General features: G+C 68.1%; 24 protein-coding genes and 1 pseudogene. 14 read left to right on the top strand and 11 right to left on the bottom strand.

Features of this window, described 5'->3' with window-relative positions; all coding sequences use genetic code 11:
- Window positions 1-41 precede the first annotated feature (41 nt).
- From LX81_RS04660 to LX81_RS04645, 4 genes are all read left to right on the top strand, one after another.
- Window positions 42-710, top strand: a complete 669-nt coding sequence (locus tag LX81_RS04660) for an SDR family NAD(P)-dependent oxidoreductase (RefSeq protein WP_111536132.1) — start codon at window positions 42-44, stop codon at window positions 708-710.
- Window positions 711-783: 73 nt separating this feature from the next.
- A complete protein-coding gene (gene surE / locus LX81_RS04655; RefSeq protein ID WP_111536131.1) occupies window positions 784-1578 on the top strand; it encodes a 5'/3'-nucleotidase SurE in 795 nt (264 codons plus the stop codon).
- Window positions 1575-2216: a protein-L-isoaspartate(D-aspartate) O-methyltransferase gene (locus tag LX81_RS04650; RefSeq protein ID WP_111536130.1), complete on the top strand. Its 642-nt coding sequence runs from the start codon at window positions 1575-1577 to the stop codon at window positions 2214-2216. Before surE ends, LX81_RS04650 begins: the two co-directional genes overlap by 4 nt.
- Before the next feature lie 84 nt (window positions 2217-2300).
- Window positions 2301-3470: a M23 family metallopeptidase gene (locus tag LX81_RS04645; protein WP_111536129.1), complete on the top strand. Its 1170-nt coding sequence runs from the start codon at window positions 2301-2303 to the stop codon at window positions 3468-3470.
- Window positions 3471-3473: 3 nt separating this feature from the next.
- Here the strand turns inward: LX81_RS04645 and LX81_RS04640 are convergent, their stop codons facing one another.
- The 4 genes and pseudogenes from LX81_RS04640 to LX81_RS23290 form a co-directional block, all read right to left on the bottom strand.
- Window positions 3474-4271 carry an ATP-binding protein gene (locus LX81_RS04640; protein WP_111536376.1) on the bottom strand — a complete coding sequence of 266 codons (798 nt, stop codon included), beginning with the start codon at window positions 4269-4271 and terminating at the stop codon, window positions 3474-3476.
- A gap of 38 nt (window positions 4272-4309) precedes the next feature.
- On the bottom strand, window positions 4310-5206 hold the full coding sequence (gene tatC, locus LX81_RS04635; RefSeq protein ID WP_111536128.1) for a twin-arginine translocase subunit TatC: 897 nt from the start codon (window positions 5204-5206) through the stop codon (window positions 4310-4312).
- Window positions 5203-5616 (bottom strand): Sec-independent protein translocase protein TatB, encoded by a 414-nt coding sequence (tatB, locus tag LX81_RS04630; protein WP_111536127.1) that lies wholly within the window; start codon window positions 5614-5616, stop codon window positions 5203-5205. The genes tatC and tatB overlap by 4 nt, the downstream gene beginning before the upstream one ends.
- A gap of 138 nt (window positions 5617-5754) precedes the next feature.
- Window positions 5755-5934 (bottom strand): annotated as a pseudogene (locus LX81_RS23290) (twin-arginine translocase TatA/TatE family subunit); the annotation flags it as partial.
- A 414-nt stretch (window positions 5935-6348) separates the two neighbouring features.
- Between LX81_RS23290 and LX81_RS04620 the strand changes: the two are divergent.
- Window positions 6349-6828 (top strand): flavin reductase family protein, encoded by a 480-nt coding sequence (locus tag LX81_RS04620; RefSeq protein WP_234822503.1) that lies wholly within the window; start codon window positions 6349-6351, stop codon window positions 6826-6828.
- 77 nt (window positions 6829-6905) lie between these two features.
- Window positions 6906-8144, top strand: coding sequence for an aspartate kinase (locus tag LX81_RS04615; protein ID WP_111536125.1), 1239 nt, complete (start codon window positions 6906-6908; stop codon window positions 8142-8144).
- Between the two features lie 14 nt (window positions 8145-8158).
- Here LX81_RS04615 and bluB read toward each other — a convergent pair whose 3' ends face one another.
- A complete protein-coding gene (gene bluB / locus LX81_RS04610) occupies window positions 8159-8836 on the bottom strand; it encodes a 5,6-dimethylbenzimidazole synthase (RefSeq protein ID WP_111536124.1) in 678 nt (225 codons plus the stop codon).
- 113 nt (window positions 8837-8949) lie between these two features.
- Here bluB and ptsP point away from each other — a divergent pair, with 113 nt between their 5' ends.
- On the top strand, window positions 8950-11202 hold the full coding sequence (gene ptsP / locus LX81_RS04605; protein ID WP_111536123.1) for a phosphoenolpyruvate--protein phosphotransferase: 2253 nt from the start codon (window positions 8950-8952) through the stop codon (window positions 11200-11202).
- 72 nt (window positions 11203-11274) lie between these two features.
- Here the strand turns inward: ptsP and LX81_RS04600 are convergent, their stop codons facing one another.
- Window positions 11275-12057, bottom strand: a complete 783-nt coding sequence (locus LX81_RS04600) for an EcsC family protein (protein ID WP_111536375.1) — start codon at window positions 12055-12057, stop codon at window positions 11275-11277.
- A gap of 47 nt (window positions 12058-12104) precedes the next feature.
- On the bottom strand, window positions 12105-12590 hold the full coding sequence (locus LX81_RS04595; RefSeq protein ID WP_111536122.1) for a GNAT family N-acetyltransferase: 486 nt from the start codon (window positions 12588-12590) through the stop codon (window positions 12105-12107).
- A gap of 72 nt (window positions 12591-12662) precedes the next feature.
- Here LX81_RS04595 and LX81_RS04590 point away from each other — a divergent pair, with 72 nt between their 5' ends.
- Together LX81_RS04590 and chrA are read left to right on the top strand one after the other, a co-directional pair.
- A complete protein-coding gene (locus LX81_RS04590; RefSeq protein WP_111536121.1) occupies window positions 12663-13268 on the top strand; it encodes a flavin reductase family protein in 606 nt (201 codons plus the stop codon).
- 97 nt (window positions 13269-13365) lie between these two features.
- Window positions 13366-14580, top strand: coding sequence for a chromate efflux transporter (chrA, locus tag LX81_RS04585; protein ID WP_111536120.1), 1215 nt, complete (start codon window positions 13366-13368; stop codon window positions 14578-14580).
- Between the two features lie 202 nt (window positions 14581-14782).
- On the opposite strand, the gene LX81_RS04580 is transcribed toward chrA, so the two are convergent.
- A complete protein-coding gene (locus tag LX81_RS04580) occupies window positions 14783-16741 on the bottom strand; it encodes a bifunctional 2',3'-cyclic-nucleotide 2'-phosphodiesterase/3'-nucleotidase (protein WP_111536119.1) in 1959 nt (652 codons plus the stop codon).
- Window positions 16742-16886: 145 nt separating this feature from the next.
- On the opposite strand from LX81_RS04580, the gene LX81_RS04575 reads away from it, so the two are divergent.
- The 5 genes from LX81_RS04575 (at window position 16887) to LX81_RS04555 (ending at window position 21719) form a co-directional block, all read left to right on the top strand.
- Window positions 16887-17897, top strand: a complete 1011-nt coding sequence (locus LX81_RS04575) for a zinc-dependent alcohol dehydrogenase family protein (RefSeq protein ID WP_111536118.1) — start codon at window positions 16887-16889, stop codon at window positions 17895-17897.
- A 122-nt stretch (window positions 17898-18019) separates the two neighbouring features.
- On the top strand, window positions 18020-18898 hold the full coding sequence (locus LX81_RS04570) for an S-methyl-5'-thioadenosine phosphorylase (protein WP_111536117.1): 879 nt from the start codon (window positions 18020-18022) through the stop codon (window positions 18896-18898).
- A gap of 232 nt (window positions 18899-19130) precedes the next feature.
- On the top strand, window positions 19131-19667 hold the full coding sequence (locus LX81_RS04565; RefSeq protein ID WP_111536116.1) for an adenine phosphoribosyltransferase: 537 nt from the start codon (window positions 19131-19133) through the stop codon (window positions 19665-19667).
- Window positions 19668-19671: 4 nt separating this feature from the next.
- Complete coding sequence (locus LX81_RS04560; protein WP_111536115.1) at window positions 19672-20367, top strand: type 1 glutamine amidotransferase; 696 nt, start codon at window positions 19672-19674, stop codon at window positions 20365-20367.
- A complete protein-coding gene (locus LX81_RS04555) occupies window positions 20364-21719 on the top strand; it encodes a glutamine synthetase family protein (RefSeq protein WP_111536114.1) in 1356 nt (451 codons plus the stop codon). Before LX81_RS04560 ends, LX81_RS04555 begins: the two co-directional genes overlap by 4 nt.
- 15 nt (window positions 21720-21734) lie before the next feature.
- Here the strand turns inward: LX81_RS04555 and phaR are convergent, their stop codons facing one another.
- From phaR to LX81_RS04540, 3 genes are all read right to left on the bottom strand, one after another.
- On the bottom strand, window positions 21735-22295 hold the full coding sequence (phaR, locus tag LX81_RS04550; RefSeq protein WP_111536113.1) for a polyhydroxyalkanoate synthesis repressor PhaR: 561 nt from the start codon (window positions 22293-22295) through the stop codon (window positions 21735-21737).
- 118 nt (window positions 22296-22413) lie between these two features.
- Window positions 22414-22866 (bottom strand): phasin family protein, encoded by a 453-nt coding sequence (locus tag LX81_RS04545; protein WP_111536112.1) that lies wholly within the window; start codon window positions 22864-22866, stop codon window positions 22414-22416.
- A 240-nt stretch (window positions 22867-23106) separates the two neighbouring features.
- Window positions 23107-24909 (bottom strand): PHA/PHB synthase family protein, encoded by a 1803-nt coding sequence (locus LX81_RS04540; protein ID WP_111536111.1) that lies wholly within the window; start codon window positions 24907-24909, stop codon window positions 23107-23109.
- Window positions 24910-25031: the final 122 nt, after the last annotated feature.

Raw genomic sequence — 25031 nt, 5'->3', positions numbered from 1 at the left:
TCCGTCTTGACCGCAGCCGCGATCCGTCCGAGACCCGCGCCATGACGCAACTGGCCCTCATCACCGGCGCCTCCCGCGGGCTCGGCGCCGCCCTCGCCCTCGCCCTGGCGCCGACCCATCACGTCGTCGCCGTCGCCCGCACCACGGGCGCGCTCGAGGAACTCGACGACCGCATCCAGGCCGCCGGCGGCTCCGCCACTCTCGCGCCGATGGACGTGACGAACGCGGACGCGATGGCCCATCTCTGCCGCGGCATCCACGACCGCTGGGGCCATGCCGATCTCTGGCTGCATACCGCGATCCACGCGGGCCCCCTCGCCCCCGCGGGCCATCTGGGCGCCAAGGACTGGCAGAAGAGCGTCGCGGTGAACGCGACGGCCACCGCCGGCCTCATCCCGATGGTCGAGCCGCTCCTCCTCGCGGCCCCTGCTGGGGTGGCGGTCTTCTTCGACGACACGCGCGGAGGGGAGAAGTTTTTCGGCCATTACGGGGCGACGAAGGCCGCGCAGATCGCGCTCGCCCGCTCCTGGCAGGCGGAAACGGTGCGGACCGGCCCACGGGTGGAGATCCTCGCCCCCGCGCCCATGCCAACCGCCACCCGCGCCCGCTTCTTTCCCGGAGAGGATCGCGCCCCGCTCGCCGATCCGGGGGCGGAGGCGCGGAGGCTTCTCGCCCGGCTCGACAAGCGCGCACGGCCCGGGACCTGCTGAACGGCGCAGGGAGAGCGGTCCTTTCCCCTGCAACGCGCTTCCCTTATGCAGGCGCCAATCAAGGGAAACATCCATGCGCATCCTCATCACGAACGACGACGGCATCAACGCGCCCGGGCTCGAGGTCGCCGAGGCGATCGGAGCCGAGATCGCCGGCGAGGGCGGAGAGGTCTGGACCGTCGCCCCCGCCTTCGAGCAATCGGGCGTCGGCCATTGCATCAGCTACGTCCATCCCACGATGGTCTCCGAGCTCGGCGAGCGGCGCTGGGCGGCGGAGGGGTCGCCCGCCGATTGCGTCCTCGCGGGCATCCACGACATCCTGCCCGACCGTCCGGACCTCATCCTGTCGGGCGTCAACCGGGGCAACAACGCGGCCGAGAATGTGGTCTATTCCGGCACGATCGGCGGCGCGATGGAGGGTGCGCTCCAGGGCATTCCGTCGATCGCGCTGTCGCAATTCCTCGGCCCCGCGACGCGTGAGCTCGACAATCCGTTCGAGGGGGCGGCGCAATGGGGCGCTCGCGTCGTGCGCGCGATCCTCGACGCCCGGCCGGACAATCCGAACGCCTACAGCCTGTTTTACAACGTCAACTTCCCGCCTTGTGCCGCGTCCGACGTCGCAGGGATCCGCGTCTGTCCGCAGGGTCGCCGGCCGGACATCACCTTCACCACGGAACGCCACCATGCCCCCTCGGGACGGCGCTTCACCTGGATCCGCGGCGGCGCGCAGCAGGTCGCGTCCGCCGACGGAACCGACGCGGCGCTGAACCTCGAGGGCTACGTCTCCGTCACGCCGCTCCGGGCCGATCTGACCGCGCATGACACGCTCGCCTCCCTCCGCGACGCCATCGACAGCAGCGGTCCATGAGCTTCGACGCGGAGGCCCGGATGAAGTTCCTCTTCGCGCTCCGCTCCCGCGGGGTGACCGATGCCCGCGTCCTCGGCGCGATGGAGAAGGTCGATCGCGGCCTCTTCGTGAAGGGCATCTTCGCCGACCGCGCCTACGACGACATGCCTCTGCCCATCGCCTGCGGCCAGACGATCAGCCAGCCCTCGGTGGTCGCGCTGATGACACAGGCGCTCGACGTGCAGCCGCGCGACAAGGTGCTCGAGCTCGGCACCGGATCGGGCTACCAGGCGGCGATCCTCTCGCATCTCGCCCGCCGGGTCTACACGATGGACCGCCACAAGCGGCTCGTCGAGGAGGCGCGCGAAACCTTCGAGGCGCTCGGTCTCGCCAATATCACCACATTTACGGCCGATGGCAGTCGCGGCTTCCCCGAACAGGCCCCCTTCGACCGCATCATCGTCACGGCCGCGGCCGAGGACCCGCCCGGACCGCTCTTGGCGGAACTGCGGATCGGCGGTATCATGGTGGTGCCCGTCGGCCAGTCCGACGCGGTGCAGACATTGATCAAGGTCACCCGGCGCGAGGGCGGCTTCGATTACGAGGAATTGCGCCCGGTCCGCTTCGTACCGCTTCTCGAAGGGCTCGCGCGCGATTAGACGACCACCCGGAAGGCCGCGAGCTGGACGGGTCCTGCGCGAACCGTCCGCGAGAGGCGGCGCGTCGAGACGAGGACGAGCACGATGGATACCATTTCGACCGGGCTGCGCCTGGGGCTTATGACGACCGCGTTCCTAGCGATCGCGTCCTGCGACCGCATGGGGGGTCTCGACCTCGACATGCGCGGCGGGATCGGCGACAATTTCGACACGTCCACCGCCGTCGCCCGCGCCGTCGCGGCGCCGCCGCGGCCCGATGCACGCGGCGTCGTCTCCTATCCGAATTACCAGGTTGTGGTGGCCGGGCGGAACGACACGGTCGAGGCGATCTCCTCCCGCGTCGGACTGCCAGCGCAGGAGATCGCCCGGTTCAACGGCCTGCCGCTCGGCGTGCCGCTCCGCGCGGGCGAGATCGTGGCCCTGCCCCGCCGCGTGGCCGAGCCCACCCCGACGCCCGCCGCGCCGGTCCGCGGCAACAGCTCTCTCGCCATGCCCGGCGCGGTGACGACGGCCCCGCTCGAGGAGCGCGCCAATTCCGCCATCATCCGCGCCGAGACCGCAGGCACCCCGGCGCGGCCCGAGCCTGTACGCCACCAGGTCCAGCGCGGGGAGACCGCCTTCTCCATCGCGCGGCGCTACAACGTGCCACTGGAGGCGCTGAGGGACTGGAACGCGCTGCCCGCCGACATGACCGTCCGCGTCGGCCAGTACCTCCTGATCCCCACCGTGACCGCCGCCGCGCCGCCCGCCAACGTCACCTCCGCGCCCGGCGCGGGCAGCGTCGCGCCGGAGCCGCCCTCGGCCGCGGAGCCCCTGCCCGAGGAGGACGCGACGCAGGCCCCGCCCGACGACGTCCCCGCCTCGCCCGACCTCGCGGAGGAAGCGACGGCGGAAAGCGCCTCTGGCGCGCGTCTCGCCCTGCCCGTGAACGGCCCGATCATCCGCGCCTTCTCGCGCGGGACGAATGACGGCATCGACATCTCGGCGAGCCCCGGCGCGCCGGTCCGGGCCGCCGATGGCGGGGTCGTCGCCGCGATCACCCGCGACACCGACCAGATCCCGATCATCGTGCTGCGCCACGAGGGGAACCTGCTCACCGTCTATGCCGGCGTCGACGATGTAAGCGTGGAGAAGGGCGACACGGTCGCGCGCGGCGAAACCATCGCACGGATCCGCAACACCAGCCCGAGCTTCCTGCATTTCGAGGTGCGACAGGGTTTCGACAGCGTCGATCCCGTCAGCTTCCTCGAATGAGGCTCAGGGGCGGAGGGCTACGCCTTTCCGCCCCGCCAGATCGGTGAAGAACTGCCAGGCGACGCGGCCCGACCGCGCCCCGCGCGTCGCCTGCCACTCGATCGCCTCCGCGCGCAGCGTGGCGTCGTCGATCTCGACCCCGTGCGCGTCGCAATAGCCCCGGATCATCGCGAGATACTCGTCCTGCGTGCAGGGATGGAAGCCGAGCCAGAGGCCGAACCGGTCCGACAGCGACACCTTCTCCTCCGTGGCCTCCGACGGCGAGATCGCGGTGGTCCGCTCGTTCTCGATCATGTCGCGCGGCATCAGGTGACGGCGGTTCGACGTGGCGTAGAAGACCACGTTGTCGGGCCGCCCCTCGATCCCGCCATCGAGCACCGCCTTCAGCGACTTGTAATGCTCGTCGTCGTGGCTGAAGCTCAGATCGTCGCAGAAGAGGACGAAGCGGTGATCCGCCGCCCGCAGATGCCCGAGGAGCCGCCCGATCGTGGGCAGGTCCTCGCGCTGGACCTCCACGATCTTGAGCGGATGCTCCGCCGCGACCTCGGCGTGGATCGCCTTGACGAGGCTCGATTTCCCCATGCCCCGCGCGCCCCAGAGAAGCGCGTTGTTCGCGGGCCGGCCGCGCGCAAAGTGGCGGGTATTCTCCAGAAGCGTGTCGCGGGACCGGTCGATGCCCACGAGAAGCGCCATCTCAACGCGAGCGACCCGCGGCACGGGGACAAGCCGGTCGGGTGCCACGTGCCAGACGAAGGCGTCGGCCGCGTCGAATTCGGGCGCGCGGAGCGGCGGCGGAGACATCCGCTCGAGCGCCTCCGCGATACGGGTCAGATCATCGCTCACGGCCGCTTGGTCTCGTCCTCGGGTTCCGCATCGTCGAGATCGTCGTCGTAATCGTAGAGCTCCTCGTCCGGCCCGAGCACGCCCTCGGCGCGCAGCTCCTCCGTGCGCTTCTTCTCCACGCGGCGCACGAGGAAGATGGAGATCTCGTAGAGGCCGTAGACGACGATGAAGAGGATGACCTGCGTGATCACGTCCGGCGGCGTTACCAGCGCCGCGAGCACCAGGATGCCCACCACCGCGTATTTCCGCACATCGGCGAGCCCGCGGGAGGAGACGAGCCCCGCCTTGCCCATCAGCGTGAGCAGGACCGGAAGCTGGAAGCAGAGCCCGAAGGACACGATGAACTTGATCGTGAGGTTCAGGTATTCCTGCGCGGAGCCCTGGAACACGACGGAAAGCGGCGCGCTCGCCTCCGGCGTCAGCGCTTCGCCCTGCGCCCCGAATTGCTGGAAGCCCAGGAAGAAGTCGTAGGCGAGCGGCGTGACGACGTAGAAGGCGAAGGCCGCGCCCATGACGAACATGAAGGGCGACGCGAGCAGGAACGGCAGGAACGCGCCCCGCTCCGAGCGGTAGAGCCCCGGCGCCACGAAGCGCCAGAGCTGCGTCGCGATGATCGGGAAGGCGAGGAAGAGCCCGCCCAAGAGCGACACCTTGATCGCGACGAAGAAACCCTCCTGCGGAGAGATGAAGATCAGGTCGCAATCCTGACCGCGCTGCGCCAGCGCCTCGCAAAGCGGCGCCGTGAGGAAGTTGAAGATCGGCGTGGCGACGGTGAAACTGATCACCATGCCGACGATGAACGCCGCGACGGAGCGGATGAGCCGCGTCCGCAGCTCCGCCAGATGCTCGATCAGCGGGGCGGAGCTGTCGTCGATATCGTCCTCGGCGCTCACGCGTCACGCTCCGGCGGGTTCGGGGTGGCGGGGCTCGCCGCCGCGTCTCCGGTCTGTTTGACCGCGCCCTTCTGCGGCGTGGCCTTGGCCGGTCCCGTGGTGGGCTTCGCGACCTTGGCCGAGGGCGACTTGCCCGGCTCCCATTTCTCGAACGCGTCCGCGGCCTCGTTCAGCCGGTCGAGCCCGTAACGCTTGGGGTTCTTCAGGCCCTTAAGGTCCTTCGAGATGTCCTTCACCCCGGCCTCGTCGGCCGCATCGTCCATCGCGCGCTGGAATTCCCGCGCCATGCCCTTCATCTTTCCCGTGAACCGCCCGAGCGTGCGGAACATGCCCGGCAGGTCCTTGGGCCCGACGACGATCAACGCGACGACGCCGATGACCAGAAGTTCGGTCATGCCGATATCGAACATGGCGCGGGGCTCCTGCCGGTCGGGTCAGCCGTTGCGCTTTTCCGTCTCGACCGATCCGTCGCTCGTCACCCGCTCGCCGGTCGTCGCGCGCTCCGTGGCGGCGCCGGTATGGACGACCTCGTCGTTCGAGGCGGCGATCTCGCGCGGGGTGGCGTCCTTCTGACGCTCCTCTTCCGAGCCTTCGCCGACGCCCTTCTTGAACGCAGTGATGCCCTTGCCGACCTCTCCCATGAGGGAGGAGATCTTGCCGCGTCCGAAGAGGACGAGGACGACGACCGCGATCAGCAGGAGGCCGGGCAGGCCGATATTGTTGAGCATGAATGTCTCCCTCTGCGCGGTCCCGCCGCTTCGGTGGATGTCGAAGCCGTATCTATGCCATGCCCGCGCCCGAGTGAAGCGGGTAGGCCCTACTCTTTCGCGCACCGCCGCGAATTCTCCGTCCCGGCCTCAAGGCCCGCACGCACCGGGCGAAACCGCCCCGCCCGCACCCGCCGTCGCACCGCCTGCGGGGGAACCGGATGGGGGGCGATGCCTTTTCCTCCCCGACCGTACCGCCTATGCAGGATCGAAGCGCTCCGGGCATCGAGGCGACAGCGCCCGGGGACAGGAGAGTGCCATGACGAGACGCATCGCGAGCGCGAGACCGCTGACCGCACGCCCGAAAGGCCCGCGCGCGGCATGAGCGCCGATCCCGACCATATCCTGGGGCCCATCCGCGCCCCCGGCGATCCGATGACGGAGGAGGACGGGCGGGCGCTGCGCACGGCGCTCGGCCGCTTCGCCACCGGCGTCGCGGTGATCACCGTGGCCACGCCCGGCGGCCCGCTCGGGATCACCGCGAACAGCTTCGCCTCTGTCTCCCTCGATCCGCCGCTCGTCCTCTGGTCGCCCGCCAAGGCGTCGCGCCGGTTCCGCCCCTTCGTGGAGGCCGATCACTTCGCGATCCACGTCATGGGCGCGGAACAGGGCGACCTGGCCGGGCGCTTCGTGCGCGAGGGCAACCCCTTCGGCGACCTCACGTGGAAGTCCGATCCCGAGGGCACGCCGCTTATCGACGGCTGTCTCGCGCGGTTCCGCTGCCGCCGGGCGGCCGTCCACGACGCGGGCGACCACGTGATCGTCATCGGCGACGTGCTCGCGGCGAGCCACCGCGACGGCGCGCCCCTCGTTTTCGCCGCCGGCCGCTACGGAGGGTTCGCGAGCTCCGATTGAGCCCGCGCGCCGCTTCCTCCCTTGCCCTCCCCGGGCCGCCTTCATAAGAGACCCGGGCCGGAGAGGAAGGGAGTCCCATGTCGCTTCTGGTGATGAAATTCGGCGGCACCTCCGTCGCCACGCTCGACCGGATCCGGCGCGCGGCCAAGCGCGTGGGCCGGGAGGTCGCGAACGGCCACGAGGTGATCGTCATCGTCTCGGCCATGTCCGGCAAGACCAACGAGCTCGTGGGCTGGGTGGGCGAGACCTCCCCCTTCTACGACGCGCGCGAATACGACGCCGTGGTCTCCTCGGGCGAGAACGTGACCGCGGGCCTCATGGCGCTCACGCTCCAGGAGATGGAGATCCCCGCCCGCTCCTGGCAGGGCTGGCAGGTGCCGCTCAGGACGACGGGCGCCCACGGCGCCGCCCGGATCACGGAGATCCCCACCGAGGCCATGCGCGGCCGGTTCGACGACGGCATGAAGGTCGCCGTCGTCGCGGGCTTCCAGGGGATCAGCGCCGAGGGCCGGATCACCACGCTCGGGCGCGGCGGGTCGGACACGACCGCGGTGGCCTTCGCCGCCGCCTTCGACGCCATCCGCTGCGACATCTACACCGACGTGGACGGCGTCTATACCACCGACCCGCGGATCACCTCGAAGGCGCGCAAGCTCGACCGCATCGCCTTCGAGGAGATGCTGGAGCTCGCGTCCCTCGGCGCCAAGGTGCTCCAAACCCGCTCCGTCGAGCTCGCGATGCGCTACAAGGTCAAGCTGCGGGTGCTGAGCTCATTCGACGAATACGACGAGAATGCGGGCACGCTGGTCTGCGAGGAGGACGAGATCATGGAAAGCAACGTGGTGGCGGGCGTCGCCTATTCCCGCGACGAGGCGAAGATCACGCTTCTGGGCGTGGCCGACCGGCCCGGCATCGCCGCGGGCATCTTCGGCCCGCTCGCGGAGGCGGGCGTGAACGTGGACATGATCGTCCAGAACATCTCCGAACAGGGCGAGACGGACATGACCTTCTCCTGCCCCGTCGACCAGGTCGCCCGCGCCGACCGCGCGATGCAGCAGGCGAGGGAGGCGGGCAGCATCGGCTTCTCCGAACTCGTCGCCGACACCGAGGTCGCCAAGGTCTCCGTCGTGGGGATCGGGATGCGCTCCCATGCGGGCGTCGCGGCGCGGATGTTCCAGTCGCTTCGCGACGAGGGGATCAACATCAAGGTCATCACCACCTCGGAGATCAAGATCTCCGTCCTCATCGACCGCAAGTACATGGAGCTCGCCGTGCAGGCGCTCCACGACACGTTCGAGCTCGAGAAGGCGGGCTGAGCGCGCCCCGGGGTTCACCGCCCCTCCGGCCAGCCCTCCTCGTGGATCAGCCCGTCGAGCGGCATCCGCTCCGCCCAGCCCCGCGCCTCGAGCTCGGGCCGCTCGTAAAGCTCGTCCACATAGCCGATGCAGAGATAGGCGATCACCCGGATCCGTTCGGGGATCCGCAGAAGCCGCTTCAGCTCGTCGGCATGGTAGATGCTGACCCAGCCCACGCCGATCCCCTCGGCCCGTGCGGCGAGCCAGAGGTTCTGCACCGCGCAGACGGTGCTGTAGAGGTCCATCTCCGGATTGTGCGTCCGCCCCAGCACGACCTGCCCGCCGCGGTCCCGGTCGCAGGTGACGCAGAGGTTGACCGGCGCCTTCACGATCCCCTCGAGCTTCAGCGCGCCATAGGCGCCCTGCCGCTCCTCCTTGAACATCTCGCGCGCCTCCGCGTTGGCGCGCGCGAAGATTTCGCGCACGGCGCGCCGCCGGTCGATGTCGCGGATGACGAGGAAGTCCCAGGGCTGCATGAAGCCCACCGACGGCGCCTGGTGCGCCGCCTCGAGGATCCGGCGCAGGACGGGACCGGGCACCGGATCGGGCAGGAACTGGTCGCGCACGTCGCGGCGGGTGCGGATCGCCTTGTAGACCGCCGCCCGCTCGGCGGCGTCGAAGGGCTCGGCCGCACCGGGTCCGTCGTCGGGCATGTCACTCCTCCTCCCGTACGTAGCCGGACCGGGCGGCGCGCGCTCACGATCCGCCCTCCCCATCGGCCGGACTTTCCCCTATACCTCAGAGCCGGAAAAGCGAAAGGGCCGATATGGCCGAGACGACCGAGAGCGAGAGCCGCAAGCTGCTGCAGCGCCTGCGCGGAACCCTGGCCGAGGACAGCGCCGGACAGGCGCGACTCGACAGCATCGTCCAGATCATCGCCGATTCGATGGCGACGGGCGTCTGCTCGATCTACCTCTTCCGCGATGCGGAGACGCTGGAGCTCTGCGCGACCGAGGGGTTGAAGCCCGAAGCCGTGCACCAGACGCGGATGCGCCTGGGCGAAGGGCTCGTGGGCCGCGTCGCGCGCACCGGGCAGATCGTCAACAGCGCCAACGCGCCCGGGGAGCGCGGCTTTCGCTACATGCCAGAGACCGGGGAAGAGCGCTTTTCCTCCTTCCTCGGCGTGCCGATCCAGCGCGTGGGCGACAAGCTCGGCGTGCTCGTCGTGCAGTCGAAGGAGGCGCGGGAATATTCCGACGACGAGGTCTACGCGCTCGAGGTCGTGGCGATGGTCTTGGCCGAGATGACCGAGCTCGGCGCCTTCACCGGCGAGGGCGCGGCGCTGTCGGCGCGCCACCAGAACCCCGTCCTCTTCCGCGGCACCGTCGCGCAGGAAGGCACCGCGGAGGGCCAGGTCTGGCTCCACGAGCCGCGCGTCGTGGTCACGAACCCGATCGCGGAGAACCCGGAGACGGAGACGAAGCGGCTGACCGACGCGATCGAGCAGCTGCGTGTGACCGTCGACGACATGCTCGAGGGGATCCGCACCGGCGACAAGGACCAGCGCGAGGTGCTCGAGACCTATCGCATGTTCGCCCATTCGCGCGGCTGGCTCCGGCGCATGTGCGAGGATATCGAGCTCGGCCTCTCGGCGGAGGCCGCGGTGGAGAAGGAGCAATCGGCCGCCCGCTCCCGCCTGCAATCGGTCCCCGACGCCTACATGCGCGAGCGGCTCCACGATCTCGACGATCTCTCGCGCAGGCTTTTGCGCATCCTCACCGGACAGGGGAAGGAGACGGGAGCGGAGATCTCCGACCGCCCGATCCTCGTCGCGCGCAATATCGGCCCCGGCGAACTCCTCGATTACGGCCGCAGCCTGCGCGGCATCGTGCTCGAGCAGGGATCGGTCGGCAGCCACGCGGCGATCGTCGCCCGCGCGCTCGCCATCCCCCTCGTGGTCCAGGCCCGCAACATCACGACGGAGGCGCTCAACGGCGACAACATCCTCGTCGATGGCGAGCAGGGCATCGTCCACCTTCGCCCCGAGGACAACATCACCGCCGCCTTCCGCGACAAGATGGCGATGCAGGCCAAGGCGCAGGAGCGCTACGCCGACATCCGCCACCTGCCCGCGACCTCGCTCTGCGGCCGCACGACGGCACTCACGATGAACGCGGGGCTCATGGCCGACCTTCCCTCGCTGGAGGGATCGGGGGCCGAAGGCGTGGGCCTCTTCCGCACCGAGCTGCAGTTCCTCGCCAACCGCTCCGTGCCCCGCCGCGGCGACCTCGCGCGGCTCTACGGGCGGGTGATGGATGCCGCGAACGGCCGCCCCGTCGTCTTCCGCACCCTCGACATCGGCTCCGACAAGGTGCTGCCCTACATGAAGCGCCCGGAGGAGCCGAACCCGGCGCTCGGCTGGCGCGCGATTCGCGTGGGCCTCGACAAGAAGGGCATCATGCGGATGCAGCTCCAGGCGCTGATCCGCGCCGCCGCCAAGCGGCCGCTCCACGTCATGTTTCCCTTCGTGGCGCAGTTCGACGAGTTCCGGGAGGCGCGCGCCTACGTCTTTCAGGAGATCGAGCGCGAGCGCGCGCTGGGCCGCGACCTGCCAGAGAGCGTCAAGGTCGGCGCGATGCTGGAGACGCCGAGCCTCGCCTTCGCGCCCGACCGCTTCTTCGAGGAGACCGATTTCGTCTCCATCGGCGGCAACGACCTGAAGCAGTTCTTCTTCGCCGCCGACCGGGAGAACGAGCGCGTGCGCCGCCGCTACGACACGCTGAACGTCAGCTACATCGCGTTGATCGAGATGATCATCGGGCGCTGCCGCGACGCGGGCACGAGCGTCTCGTTCTGCGGCGAGGATGCGGGCCGCCCGATCGAGGCGATGTGCCTCGCCGCTCTGGGCCTCGACGGGCTCTCGATGCGCCCGGCCTCGATCGGTCCGGTGAAGCATCTCCTGCGCCGCGTCGATCTCGGCGAGGTCCGGGACGTGATGGAAGCGGCCCGCGCCGACGGCGCGCAGACGGTCCGCCCGGCGGTCAACGACTATCTCGGCCGCGCCCTGTCCTCGGGCTGACGCCCCGCGCCCCGCCGCCCCGGACCTGATCCGGGGCCTCGCGCCATGAGAAACCGCGCGCCGGGGCCGCGGTCAGACCACCATGCGCGGCGGCTTCACGCGCAAGCGAAACTCGCGCAGGATCGTCTCCACGTCCGCCTCCTCGTCGCGGGCGAGCGCGCGCAGCCCGAAATAGACCCGCGCCATCTCCTGGTAGTAGTTCGTGAAGGCGAAATTCGTCGTGGCCCCCGCCGCCGCACCGATGATCGGCACGGTCTGCGTGGCGAGCTTCTGGCCCAGCACGGTCGCGAGCCGCGGCGCCACCCGCGCCACGATCCCGTGGATCGCCGCCCCCGTCAGCGTCACGCGCGCCGACAGGAACGCCATGTCGGTGCCGTCGTCGCGCGAGAGCGGCCCGGCGGCCGCGAAGATCTGCAGGCAATGCGCGCGCACGGTCGGATCGGACGGATCGAAGCCGTGATCGGCCGCGATCCCCTGGATCGCCCTGAGAAGCATCGTCGTCGTCACCGGCAGTTCGGCCAGCGCCGTGGGAAGTCCGCCGGTGCCGCCGGCGGCCCCCATCGCGGTCGTCATCACGGTGTTGACCCAGTCGGGCCGGTCACCCATCCGCGTACGCGACCGCGCGGCGGCGCTGAACGCCACCTCGAGCGCGCGCTTCGTCGCCCGGTCGAGCTGGCTGCGCACCGACATCGGCAGCCGTTCGAGCAGATCCTCGGCCTGCCCGCCCACGAGGCTCAGAACCTGCATCCCGATCCCGTCCGCGGCGCGGAAGCGCAGGGCGAGGGCATCGAGCTTGGCCTGCGCTTCCGCGCCGAGTTCGACGTATTTCACGGGTTCGCGCTTCGGCGTGTCCATCTGGTCCATGCTAGAGATGATGGGGTCGGCGCGCGGCGATTCCAAGATCAGATCGCGCGCATGACCGAACCCGCGATCCCGTCCCAGGCTCCGGGCACGAGCGCCAGTCCCAGGACCCGCTCGGGATTGGTCGGCGGCGGCATCTCGACCTCCGCGAGCTTCGCGAAGCCGTAGCGCCCGTAATAGGGCGCGTCGCCCACCAGCATCACCCGCGGATGGCCGAGCGCCGTGGCCCGGCCGAGGCTCTCGCGGATGAGGAGCGCGCCCATCCCCTCGCCCTGCCGCGTCGGATGCACCGCCACGGGTCCGAGCAGCAGCGCGGGCACCTCCCCCACCCGGACGGGCCAGTAGCGGATCGCCGCCCCGAGGATCCCGCCCGCGTCGCGCGCCACGAGGCAGAGCGGTGCCACCGGCGCAACGCCCTCGCGCAGGCGGTAGGACGACAGCGCCTCGCGTCCCGGCGCGAAGCTGAGATCGAAGAGCGCCTCGACCTCCCACCGATCCTCCGGACGTTCCTCGCTGAACTGCCGCACCCGCGTCTCCCCGACCCCACTGGCGCCGCGCCTAGCACGACGCTAGGTCGGGGGGCAAACCGAGGAGCCCACATGTTCTACCGCCCCGAAGATGGCCACGGCCTGCCGCACAACCCCTTCAACGCGATCGTCTCGCCCCGTCCCATCGGCTGGATCTCCACCCGCGCCGCGGACGGGTCCGACAATCTCGCGCCCTATTCCTTCTTCAACGCCATCGCCTACACACCCCCGCAGGTGATGTTCTCCTCCACGAGCGCGAAACCCGATCGCGGCGACACCAAGGACAGCGTCGCCAATATCCGCGAGACGGAAGTCTTCTGCTGCAACATCGTGGGTCATGCGCAGCGTCACGCGATGAACGACAGCTCCGGCCCGTGGGACCGCGGCGTGGACGAGTTCGACCATGCCGGGATCGCGCGCGCCGAATGCGACACGATCCCGTGTGCCCGCGTCGCCGACGCCCCCGCCGCGCTCGAATGCCGCCTCACGCAGATCGTGCAATTGCCGGGCAAGACGAATTTCCTCGTCCTCGGAGAGGTCACCGGCATCCATATCCGCGAGGATTGCCTGCGCGACGGCCGCTTCGACGTGACCTTGTTCGAGCCCCTCGCGCGTCTCGGCTACCGCGACTACACCCGCGTCACCGACGTGTTCGAACTCTCCCGCCCCGGAGAGTGACACCCACCCCCGCTCCGCGCGCGCGCGCCCCGTGTGGCAGGTCCGGCCACGGGGATGTAGAAGGCGCGCGGGGAGCGGCGACGCGGACGGGGACGGCATGGCCGAGCGGATGACGGAACAGGCCGGACGCGCGGGCGAGGTGTTCCGCGCCTTCCTCAAGCTCGGGCTCACGAGCTTCGGCGGCCCGATCGCGCATCTGGGTTATTTTCGCGACGAGCTGGTGACGCGGCGGCGCTGGCTCGACGACGCGGCCTATGCCGACCTGGTGGCGCTCTGCCAGTTCCTGCCCGGTCCCGCATCCTCGCAGGTAGGCTTCGCGCTGGGCCTCCTGCGCGCGGGCTGGCTGGGCGCGCTCGCGGCCTTTACCGCCTTCACCCTGCCCTCGGCCCTCCTTCTCCTCCTCTTCGCGGCGAGCGCCGCGCGTCTCGACGGGCCGGTCGGCGCGGGCGCTCTGGAGGGCCTGAAGATCGTCGCCGTCGCCATCGTCGCGCAGGCGGTCTGGGGCATGGCGCGCACGCTCTGCCCCGACCGTCCGCGCGCCGCCATCGCCGTGGGCGCCGTGGCGCTCCTCGCGTTCCTGCCCGCCGCCACCGGCATGATCGCCGCGATCGCGCTCGGTGCCGCGGCCGGGCTCGCCCTCCTGCGCGGGACCCCCGCAAACGGGGGCGGGCCGGTCGCCCTGCCCGCCACGCTGCCGGTCACGCGGGCACAGGCGACGGGCGCGCTCGCCGCGTTCGTGGCCCTCCTCTTCCTCCTGCCGCTTCTCGCCGGAACGTCGCAGGCGATGGCCGTCCTCGACGCCTTCTACCGGTCGGGCGCCCTCGTCTTCGGCGGCGGCCATGTCGTCCTGCCGCTTCTCAAGGCGGAGATCGTGGCGCCCGGCTGGATGACGCCCGACACCTTCCTCGCCGGCTACGGCGCGGCACAGGCGGTGCCGGGGCCGCTCTTCACCTTCGCGGCCTATCTCGGCGCGGCGCTCGGACCGGCGCCCAACGGGATCCTCGGCGCCGCGCTCGCGCTCGGTGCCATCTTCCTGCCGGGCTTCCTGCTGCTCGTCGGTGTCCTGCCCCATTGGGACCGGGTGCGCCGCCTCACCTGGGCGCAATCGGCACTGCGCGGCGCGAACGCCGCCGTCGTCGGCATCCTCGGCGCCGCGCTCTACGATCCCGTCTTCACGAGCGCAATCGCCGATCTCCGCGACCTCGCCCTGGCGCTCGCCTGTTTCGTGCTCCTCACGCTCTGGAACACGCCCCCCTGGATCGTGGTCCTCGTGGCCGCGACGGGCGGCATCCTCCTCGCGCTTCTCGCGTGACACGCCCGTCCCGCACCGAAGGGCCGCACCGCACGCGGAACCGGGCGCGGGCGCAACGTACGTGCATACACCTGCTGCACATCCGCCATACGATCCGTGTACGGCCGATGTACCCTCGCCGCACATCTGCGGTACGCCCGCCATACGGATGCTGCACGTCCCGTGTACGGCTGCCGCACACGCGGTGTACGCCCCGTGTACGTCAGAGCGTGATGCGATAGCGGTAGAACCCGCCCTCCGCCTCCCCGAGCGGCTCGATCTCCACCCCCTCCACCTGATCGGCATAGCGCGTTCCGCGCGGCCCGGTATCGAAGATCACCGTCGTCCCCTCCATCGGCGCGAAGGTCCAGTTCGCGTCCGCTTCCGGGCTCACCGTGCCCTGTTCCACGATGTAGCGCACGATCACGTCGCGGTTCGTGTCGGGCCCCTCGAAGACCGTGTTCGACCCGTCGAGCGTCGGGAAAGAACCACCGCCCCCGGCACGGTAATTGTTCGTCGCAACGATGAATTCCTGATCCTCGTCTATGGGTTGCCCCTCGAAGCTCAACTCCTTGATCCGGTTCGCATCGGGGTTCGCGACCTCTCCCTCCGCGCCGTATTTCGCGGGCTCCGACAGGTCGATCCTGTAGGTCACGCCGTCGATCACGTCGAAATTGTAGGACGGGAAGTCGGGGTTCAGGAGCGACTGATCCGCCTCTCCGGGCGTGATCTGGTTGAACATCCCCGCGCTCCGCTCGAGCCATTCGCGCACGGTCGCCCCGTCGACCTTCACCGCCCGCACGGTGTTGGGATAGAGATAGAGGTCCGCCACGTTCCGGATCGCCACGTCGCCCGCCGGAACGTCGGTGTAATACTCCGCCCCGCCCCGTCCCCCGGCCTTGAACGGCGCCGCAGCGGAGAGGATGGGAAGTCCTTCGTTTTCCGTGCCTTGCATCATCTGGCTGATGTACCAAATCTGCGCATTCGAGACGATCTGGACCGAAGGATCGTCGGCCACGAGCGCGAAGTAGGAGTGCAGCGGCGCGTCGGTCCGGCCCACCGCGCGGCGCACGTAGTCGAGCGTCGCCTGATGTTCGTCGGCCACCGATTGCAGCACCGGCTCCACGCTCTCCACCGTTGGCGTCACCTCCCCGTCCTCGTCCCTGAGATAGATCGGCCGCGCCTCCACCTCGGCCTCTACCACCCGCCAGCCCTCGCCGTCGCGCTCCAGAAGCAGATCGACGAGGCCCATGTGGCTGCCCCAGAACCCCGCCATCACCGCGGGCTTGCCGTGGATCGTCCCGGCCTCCGCATCGACGCCCTCGATCCCCTCGTAATCCGGCCCCGGGAAGACGAGGTGGTGATGCCCGGTCAGCACCACGTCGATCCCCTCGACGGCCGCAAGCGGCACGGAGGCATTCTCCATCATCGGTTCGTGCTCCGCCGGACCGATGCCGGAATGGCTGAGCGCGACGATCAGATCCGCCCCTTCCTCCTTCATCTTCGGTACGTAAGCCCTTGCAGCCTCGACGATATCGCGGACCTCGACACGGCCTTCGAGATGCTGGCGGTCCCATTGCATGATCTGCGGCGGGACGAAGCCGATGACGCCCACGCGGACCGCCCGCGCCTCGCCCGCCCCGTCGGTCACGGTCGCGTCGAGGATGACGTAGGGCGGCACAAGCGTCTCGTCCTCGGTCGGCGTCTTGCCCATCGTCGTCACGACATTGGCCGAGACGACCGGATAATCGGCACCAGCCAGCGCTCTTTCGAGGAATTGCAGACCGTAATTGAACTCGTGGTTCCCGAGCGTCGACGCATCGACACCGAGCGTGTTCATCGCCGCGATGACGGGATGGGCCTGTCCCTCTTCCATGCCCCGCTCGTAGGCGATGTAATCTCCGAGCGGATTGCCCTGCAGAAAATCCCCGTTGTCGAGCAGAAGGGCGTTCGATGCCTCCGCCCGGACATCCTCGATCAGCGCGGCCGTCCGGGCGAGGCCCACCGTGTCGATCTCCTTGTCGGCATAGTAATCGTAGGGCCAGACATGGACGTGCAGGTCGGTCGTCTCCATCAGCCGGAGATGCGCCTGACCCGCCTGCGCGCGAAGGGAGAACGGGTGCATCGCGGCGGCGCCGGCGGACGCGGCAAGGAAACCGCGGCGGGTCAGGTGGACGGGCATGGGATCTCTCCGGGTTCGGGCATGGTGCGCGCAGAGTGACGCGTTATCTTTTCGGAGAACAGCCCCCCTTCGCAGCGCTCCGGGGCTGGCCATGCGGGTCCGAGGCCTTAGCTCCTCGCCGAAGCAACAAGCAAAGGACCGCGCAATGAAGGCGATCAGAGTTCAGGCGCCCGGCGGGCTCGACAAGCTGGGCATGACAGAGATGAAAGCGCCCGGCGATCCGGGCGCGGGCGAAATCCGCGTGCGCCTGCATGCGAGCTCGCTCAATTTCCACGATTACGGGATCGTCTCCGGCGCGATGCCCACCGAAGACGGCCGCATCCCGATGGCGGACGGCGCCGGCGTCGTCGAGGCGGTCGGAGATGGCGTTGCGGAATTCGCCGAGGGCGATCACGTCGTCTCGGTCTTCTTCCCGCAATGGGCGGACGGTCCGGCCCCGGTGGCCGATTTCACCGGCACCCCCGGTGACGGTATCGACGGCTATGCGCGGCAGGCCGTCACCTGCCCCGCGCATTTCTTCACGCGCGCCCCTGCTGGCTGGAGCCATGCGGAAGCCGCCACGATCACCACGGCGGGGCTGACCGCCTGGCGCGCGCTTGTGGTCGATGGCGGGCTCAAGGCCGGGGACGACGTGCTGGTGATGGGTACGGGCGGCGTCTCCATCTACGCGCTCCAGATCGCGACCGCGATGGGCGCACGGGTCTTCGCCACGTCCTCCTCGGAGGAAAAGCGCGCGCGGCTCGCGGAGATGGGCGCGAGCGAGACGCTGAACTACGCCGAGGATGGCGATTGGGGTACCACCGTCGCGGAGTGGACGAACGGGCGCGGCGTCGATCACGTCGTCGAGGTCGGCGGCCCCGCCACCCTCGCGCAGAGCATCGACGCCTGCCGCATCGGCGGCCATCTGGCGCTGATCGGCGTCCTGACGGGGCGCTCGGGCGAAATTCCGACCGCCAAGCTTATGGCGCGGCAGCAGAGGCTGCAAGGCCTCATCGTCGGCTCCCACGCGATGCAGCGCGACATGGTCCGCGCGATGGAGGTCACGGGCATCCGCCCGGTGATCGACCGCAGTTTCGCGCTGGAAGAGATCGCGGATGCGTTCCGCCATGAGGAATCGGGGGGTCATTTCGGCAAGATCGTGCTCGAGATCGACTGATCCCTTGAGGGCATTCACGGGGGTGCAACACCTGCGCGGATCGCCGATGATCGCAGCCGACGGAACTGGACATTCCCGATGACGGATCACCGGCGCACCCCGCCAGGATAGGAGAGGCAGGCATGACGCAGACGATGATCGGGATCGTGGGTGGATCGGGATTGTACGACATTCCCGGCCTCGCCGGGGCCGAATGGCAGGAGGTCGAGACGCCTTGGGGCGCGCCTTCGGACGCGATCCTCGTCGGTGAACTGGGCGGCGTGAGGCTCGCCTTCCTGCCCAGGCACGGGCGGGGACATGTCCATTCGCCCACGACGGTCCCCTACCGGGCGAATATCGACGCGATGAAGCGACTGGGTGTCACGGATCTCGTCTCCGTCTCCGCCTGCGGCTCGTTCCGGGAAGAGATGGCGCCGGGCGACTTCGTAATCGTCGACCAGTTCATCGACCGCACCTTCGCGCGTGACAAGACGTTCTTCGGCGACGGCTGCGTCGCGCATGTCTCCCTCGCGCATCCGACCTGTCCACGGCTCGGCACCGCCTGCCGGGAGGCCGCGTCGGCCCAGGGCGTCCACGTGCATGACGGCGGAACCTATCTCGCGATGGAGGGCCCGCAATTCTCCAGCGCGGCCGAATCCAAGCTCTATCGCGCCTGGGGTGCGGACGTGATCGGAATGACCAACATGCCGGAGGCCAAGCTCGCCCGCGAGGCGGAGCTCTGCTACGCCTCCGTCGCGATGATCACCGACTACGACAGCTGGCATCCCGATCACGGCAGCGTCGACATCACCGCGATCATCGAGACGCTCGGCGCTAATGCGGAGGCCGCGCGCGGGCTCGTGGCCGCCCTTCCGGGCAAGTTGGACGCGGAGCGCGCGACTTGCCCGCATGGCTGCGACCGGGCGCTCGATCATGCGATCATGACCGCGCGGGACAGACGCGACCCAAACCTCGTCGCCCGCCTCGACGCGGTGGCGGGGCGGGTGCTCGCGGCGCGATGAGTTTGGCGTAAGCTGCCCTCCGTTCGAACCGTGGCGGCAGTTTGGAGCCATGCGGTTCGTTCTTTTCCCCTGCCCGCGATCTGTTTCCTCTCGCGCGTACCGGCGAAACGAACGGCCGGCCTTGGAGCATGACCCGCCTCTTCACCTGCCCGCGGCGGCTTCCGGCTTTCACGCCGCGCCCGGCGATGCTAGGGGCATGGGCAACGGACGAGCCGGCCGGAGACGCCTGACGATGAGCACCAAGACCGTGCGCGATTACATCCGCACAATTTCGGACTTTCCCGAGCCGGGCATCAAGTTCCGCGACGTCACGACACTCCTCGCCGATCCGCGCGGCTTCCGCATGTGCGTCGATCAACTGCTCCATCTTTTCACCGGGCAGAAGATCGAGAAGGTCGTGGCGCTCGACGCGCGCGGCTTCATCCTCGGGGGCGCGATCGCGCACCAGCTGGGCCTCGGCTTCGTGCCCATCCGCAAGAAGGGCAAGCTGCCCGGCCCGACCCTCTCCCAGGACTACGATCTGGAATACGGCTCCGCGGTCATGGAGATCCACGAAGACGCCCTCGTCGCCGGAGAGCGGGTACTCCTCGTCGACGATCTCCTTGCGACGGGTGGAACCGCGGAGGCGGGCGTGAAGCTCATCGAACGTCTGGGCGGGGATATCGTCGGATGCGGCTTCGTCATCGACCTGCCCGATCTGGGCGGTCGCGCGCGGCTCGAGGGGCTCGGCCTCAGGGTCGAGGCGCTCTGCAGCTTCGAAGGCGATTGATCCGGTGCATCTGGGGCTCCTGCAATGCGGTGCCACGCCCGAGGCGCTCGACCCGGTCCACGGCAGCTATCCCGCCCTCTACGGCAGGCTGCTCGGAACGGGGTTCGAATGGACGACGTGGCGGGTCTTCGATGACGAGTGGCCGGACGGGCCGGGCGATGCCGAAGGCTGGCTCGTCTCGGGATCGCGGCACGGCGCCTACGAGGACCATGCCTGGATCGCCCCGCTCGAGGCATTGCTGCGCGACATCGCTGCCTCGGGACGGCCGCTCGTGGGCATATGCTTCGGCCACCAGATCGTCGCGCAGGCCCTCGGTGGACGGGTGGAGAAGTTCGGCGGCGGCTGGTCGATCGGGCGACGCGCCTACGAGATCGACGGGGAGACCTGGCATCTGAATGCCTGGCACCAGGATCAGGTGGTCGTGCCGCCTTCCGGCGCGCGCACATTCGCGGCGAACGATTTCACGCTCCATGCGGGGCTCGCCATCGGCGAGAATATCCTCACGTTGCAGCCGCATCCTGAATTCTCGCCCGACTACATCGCCGACATGATCGCGTCCCGCGAAGGCGGCAAGGAGCCGCAGCACCTCCTCGACGCCGCGCGGGACGCATTGCCGCTCGAGGTCGACAATGGGCGAATGGGACGGCGCCTCGCGGAGTTCTTTCGCGAAAAAGCGCGCGACGCAAAGGAAGACGCATGACCGATTGGCTCGACCAGATCCCAGACGCGGCCCGCGCCTATCTCGAAGGGCGACGGCTCGACGAGGTGGAATGCATCGTCTCCGACCTGCCGGGGATCGCCCGGGGCAAGGCCATGCCCGCGCCGAAATTCGCGCGGCAATCGCGGTTCTTCCTGCCACGGACGATCTTCCATCAAACGATCACCGGCGTGTGGGCAAAGGTACCGATCCCGGAATCGCGGACCGAGCCCGACATGATCCTGACGCCGGATTACGCCACCGCGACCGCCGCGCCCTGGACCGCCGACACGACGTTGCAGGTCATCCACGACATGACGCTGCAGAACGGGCAGCCGGTGCCGGCCGCACCGCGCAACGTCCTCAAGCGCGTCATCGCGGCCTACAAGTCGAAGGGCTGGACGCCTGTCGTCGCGCCGGAGATGGAATTCTATCTCGTCGCGCGCAACACCGATCCGGCGATCGAAATCACGCCGATGACCGGGCGCACCGGACGGCCGGCGGCGGCGCGACAAGCCTATTCGCTGAGCGCCGTCGACGAATACGGATCGGTCATCGACGATCTCTACGACTTCGCGGAAGCGCAGGGATTCGAGATCGACGGCATCACCCAGGAGGGCGGCGCAGGACAGCTTGAGATCAACCTGCGTCATGGCAACCCGGTCAAGCTCGCCGACGAGGTCTTCTTCTTCAAGCGCCTGATCCGGGAGGCGGCGCTGCGGCACAATTGCTTCGCGACCTTCATGGCCAAACCCATCGAGGGAGAGCCGGGAAGTTCGATGCACATCCACCATTCGGTGCTCGACAAGGCAGGGCGCAATATCTTCTCCGGCCCGAACGGGGAAGAGACGGACGAGTTTCGGCATTTCATCGGAGGATTGCAGACCTACCTCCCGGCGGTGATCGCCCTCCTCGCACCTTACGTGAATTCCTACAGGCGCTACGTGAAGGATTTCGCCGCGCCGGTGAACCTCGAATGGGGCCGCGACAACCGCACGGCCGGCTTGCGGATTCCCGTCGCGGGGCCGGAAGCACGGCGGGTGGAGAACCGGATCGCGGGCATGGATTGCAATCCCTATCTCGGGATCGCCGCGTCCCTCGCCTGCGGGTATCTCGGCATGACGGAACGCGTCGAGCCAGCGCCGGAACGCAGCGAGGATGCCTACACGGTCGATCGCGCGATCCCGCGGAGCCTCTACGATGCGTTGCAGCTCCTCGACGCGTCGGCCCCGATCCAGAAGCTTCTCGGCGAGGAGTTCGCGCAGGTCTATTCGGTCGTGAAGACCACCGAGCACGACGAATATCTGCAGGTGATCTCCCCTTGGGAGAGGGAACACCTGCTGATCAATGTCTGAGACCTAACCGAAGTTTCAGGTATTCAGCTTGGAAAGCTGCGCCTGAAGCTCGGCGAGTTGCTTGCGGATGTCCTCGATCTCGCCCCGCGACAAGGCAGGTTCCGCATCATCGTCGTTGCCCTTTCCGGAGGGCGACCATTGCTCGGACATGCCGCCGGTCACCGCCTTCAGGAACGCGCGCTGCTGCGCCTGCATCGCCTCAAAACCGGGGACGGACGCCATCGGCTTCATCGCCGTCTCCATCATCTTCGACTGTCCCTCGCGCAGGATGTCGAAGCTCGCGGCGAGGAATTGCGGCACGACGGAGTGTGCTTGCGTCGTGTAGCTGCGCACGAGATCGGTCAGGACGGCGAGCGGAAGAACGCTGTCGCCCTTCGACTCGTGCTCCGCGACGATCTGGAGCAGATATTGCCGGGTGAGATCGTCACCGGACTTGAGATCCACGATCTGGACATCGCGGCCCTGGCGGATGAACCGCGCGATATCCTCAAGCGTCACGTAGTCGCTCGTCTCGGTGTTGTAGAGACGCCGGCTGGCGTACCGCTTGATCAGCAAGGGCTTTGGTTCGTCGGCCAAGGCGGACCTCCTTTGGCAATGCAGCAGAGATGCTAGGACGACGCGGCGCAGAAAGAAAGAGGCGGACCGGACGGTCCGCCTCTTCAATCGGTCAAAATCAGGTTGACCCTGGAATGACTTACTTCGCGGTCGACGCGGCCTTCTTCGCGGCGGAGCTCGCCTCGTTCGTCGCCTTCTTCGTCGCGGCGGTCATGTCTTCGGACATGTCCTTGCCGGCGGCGAGCATCAGTTCGACCGTCTCCATCTGCACCTTCTTCGCGATCTCGGCGAAGGAAGCCATCGTCTCGGCGGTCATTTCGGCTTGCGAGGAGGCGAACTCGCTCATCGCCTTGCCGTAATCGCTGGGCTCGTCACGCGCGACGGCCATGTCGTTCATTTTGGAGAGCGTCTCCATCGTCCACTGGGACGAAACCTCGGTGGACTTGCCCGCGGCATCGAGGACCACCTTCGACATCTTCTCGCCGAAGGACGCGTAGGATTTGAAGCTCTCCTGGATCGAGCTCATGTCGCCGGGGAACGACGCCATCATTTCCTGCATCATCTTGGTGTAGTCCTGGGTCTTGGTAGCCATTCCAAACTCCGTTTCTGCGGATCGCTTCTACGCTTTGCTTCCGCTACGTAATATGCATGCTGCAGCGCGGCATTTCAAGATGATTTTCTGCGACGCGACAAAACCGGACGATGAAGACATGAAAGTGGTACGCCAGAAGCGTGCTTCTGACGGCTCGACTAGTCATACATCGAAAAAACGAGGGAGACAGTCATCCTGCCTCCCTTCTCGAATAGGTCTGTCAGGCGAGTCGATGTCGGATCAGGCAGACCGGACAGAGACGACGTACTCGCCCGGCGCATCCCCCAGGACCTCGCGATCCTCGCCCGGAACACGAGCGGGAACCTGTTTGCCCGACCGCTTCTCGAGCCATTCCCCCCAAAGCCCCCACCAGGACCCTTCGTGGAATTCGGCCGCTTCCCGCCAGCCGTCCGGATCGCCGGACCAGTCGCCGTTCGTGTAATGGCCGTACTTCTTCTTTGAAGGAGGATTGACGATCCCGGCGATGTGCCCCGATTCGGACAGGATGAAGGTCTTCGAGCGGCTGCCCATCCTCTGCACGCCCCGGAAGCTCGATTTCCAGTTCGCGATGTGGTCGGTCTCGCAGGCGATGGCGATCAGGGGAACGTTCACGTCCTCGATCTGAACCTTCTCACCGAGCAGATCGAACCCGTCCGTCGCGAATTGGTCATCCTGGCAAAGGCCGCGCAGATACTCGATGCTCATTCGGGCCGGGAGGTTGGTCCCGTCCCCGTTCCAGTAAAGCAGGTCGAAGGCGGGCGGCGTCTCCCCCATCATGTAGCTGCGGATCGCGGGCTGATAGATCAGGTCGTTCGACCGGAGGAACGAGAACGTCCGCCCCATGTAGAAGCTGTCGAGGATGCCGTTGGCCTTAACCTCCTGCTCGATCCCGTCGACGAAATCGTCCTCGAGAAAGACCCCCACCTCTCCGCGATCGGAGAAATCGGTCAGGGTGGTGAAGAACGTCGCGGCGTTGACCGACTTGTCCCCCCGCCGCTTCATGAGCGCGAGCGTCAGGGCGAGCGTGGTGCCGCCGATGCAATACCCGACGACGTTGGTCTTCTCCTCTCCGGTGATCTTCTTCACCTCGGAGATCGCCGTGAGGTAGCCCTTCTCGACGTAATCGCCGAGACCGACTTCGGCATAGCTCGGATCGGGGTTGACCCAGGAAACGACGAAGAGGGTGAACCCCTGCTCTACGAGCCACCGAATGAGGGAGTTCTTCTCCTTCAGATCGAGGATGTAGAACTTGTTGATCCAGGGCGGGAAGATCACGAGAGGTGTCTTGTGAACAGTTTCCGTCGTGGGAGCGTACTGGATCAGTTCGAACATCTCGTTGCGGAAAACGACCTTGCCGGGCGCGGTCGCGATGTTCTCGCCGATCTTGAAGGCCTCCCGATCCGCCAGCGTGACGAGAAGCTCGCCGTCATTGGCCTCCAGATCCCGAACCAGGTTCTCCAGGCCATCGACGAGGCTCTGCCCCTCCGTCTCCACCGCGCGGCTCAGCGCCTCGGGGTTCGTGCCGAGGAAATTCGTCGGGCTGAACATGTTCACGATCTGGTCGGAGAAGTAGGAAATCCGCTTCTTGTCGCGCGGATCGAGTCCGTCGAGATCGGAGATCGCCCGTGACACCGCCTCCGCGTTGAAGAGGTATTGCTGCTTGATATAGTTGAAGAAGGGATGCTCCGCCCAGAGCGGGTCGGAGAACCGCCGGTCGGATTTCGTGCTATCCGCGGGCGGGCTCAGGTCGCCGCGGGCGAGCCTTTGCTGCGCCTCGACATAATGGGTCAGCGACTTGCCCCAGTAGGAAATCTGGTGCTCCAGCATCTTGGCCGGATTGCCCATCACCTCCGCCATCCACGCGGTGGCGGCCTTCATGTAGAGATCCTGATTGGGAGCCTGGAGCGATTGCGGGACCTGCCGCTTGCGTGAAAGAACCGCCACCAGACGCTTTGACAGCGCATCGAGCTTGGCGATATTTTCCGTCAGACGCGCCGATGCCGGCAACTCATCGGCCGGATCGATCTTCTCGTCGGTTGCCATTCGCAGACCTCCCCCCTAAGTTTCTGCGCAGCAGCATCGGTTTAAGCATCGGCTTAATGATACCGTGCTACAGTTTACGGGCTTGTCGCGACGATTGAAACCCGCGTCATCGCCGAGAGAGG

The organism is Palleronia aestuarii (assembly GCF_003253995.1).
Classification (GTDB): Bacteria; Pseudomonadota; Alphaproteobacteria; order Rhodobacterales; family Rhodobacteraceae; genus Palleronia; species Palleronia aestuarii.
Note: the sequence above shows the minus strand (reverse complement) of the source record. Positions and strands in the feature narration are given on the sequence as shown.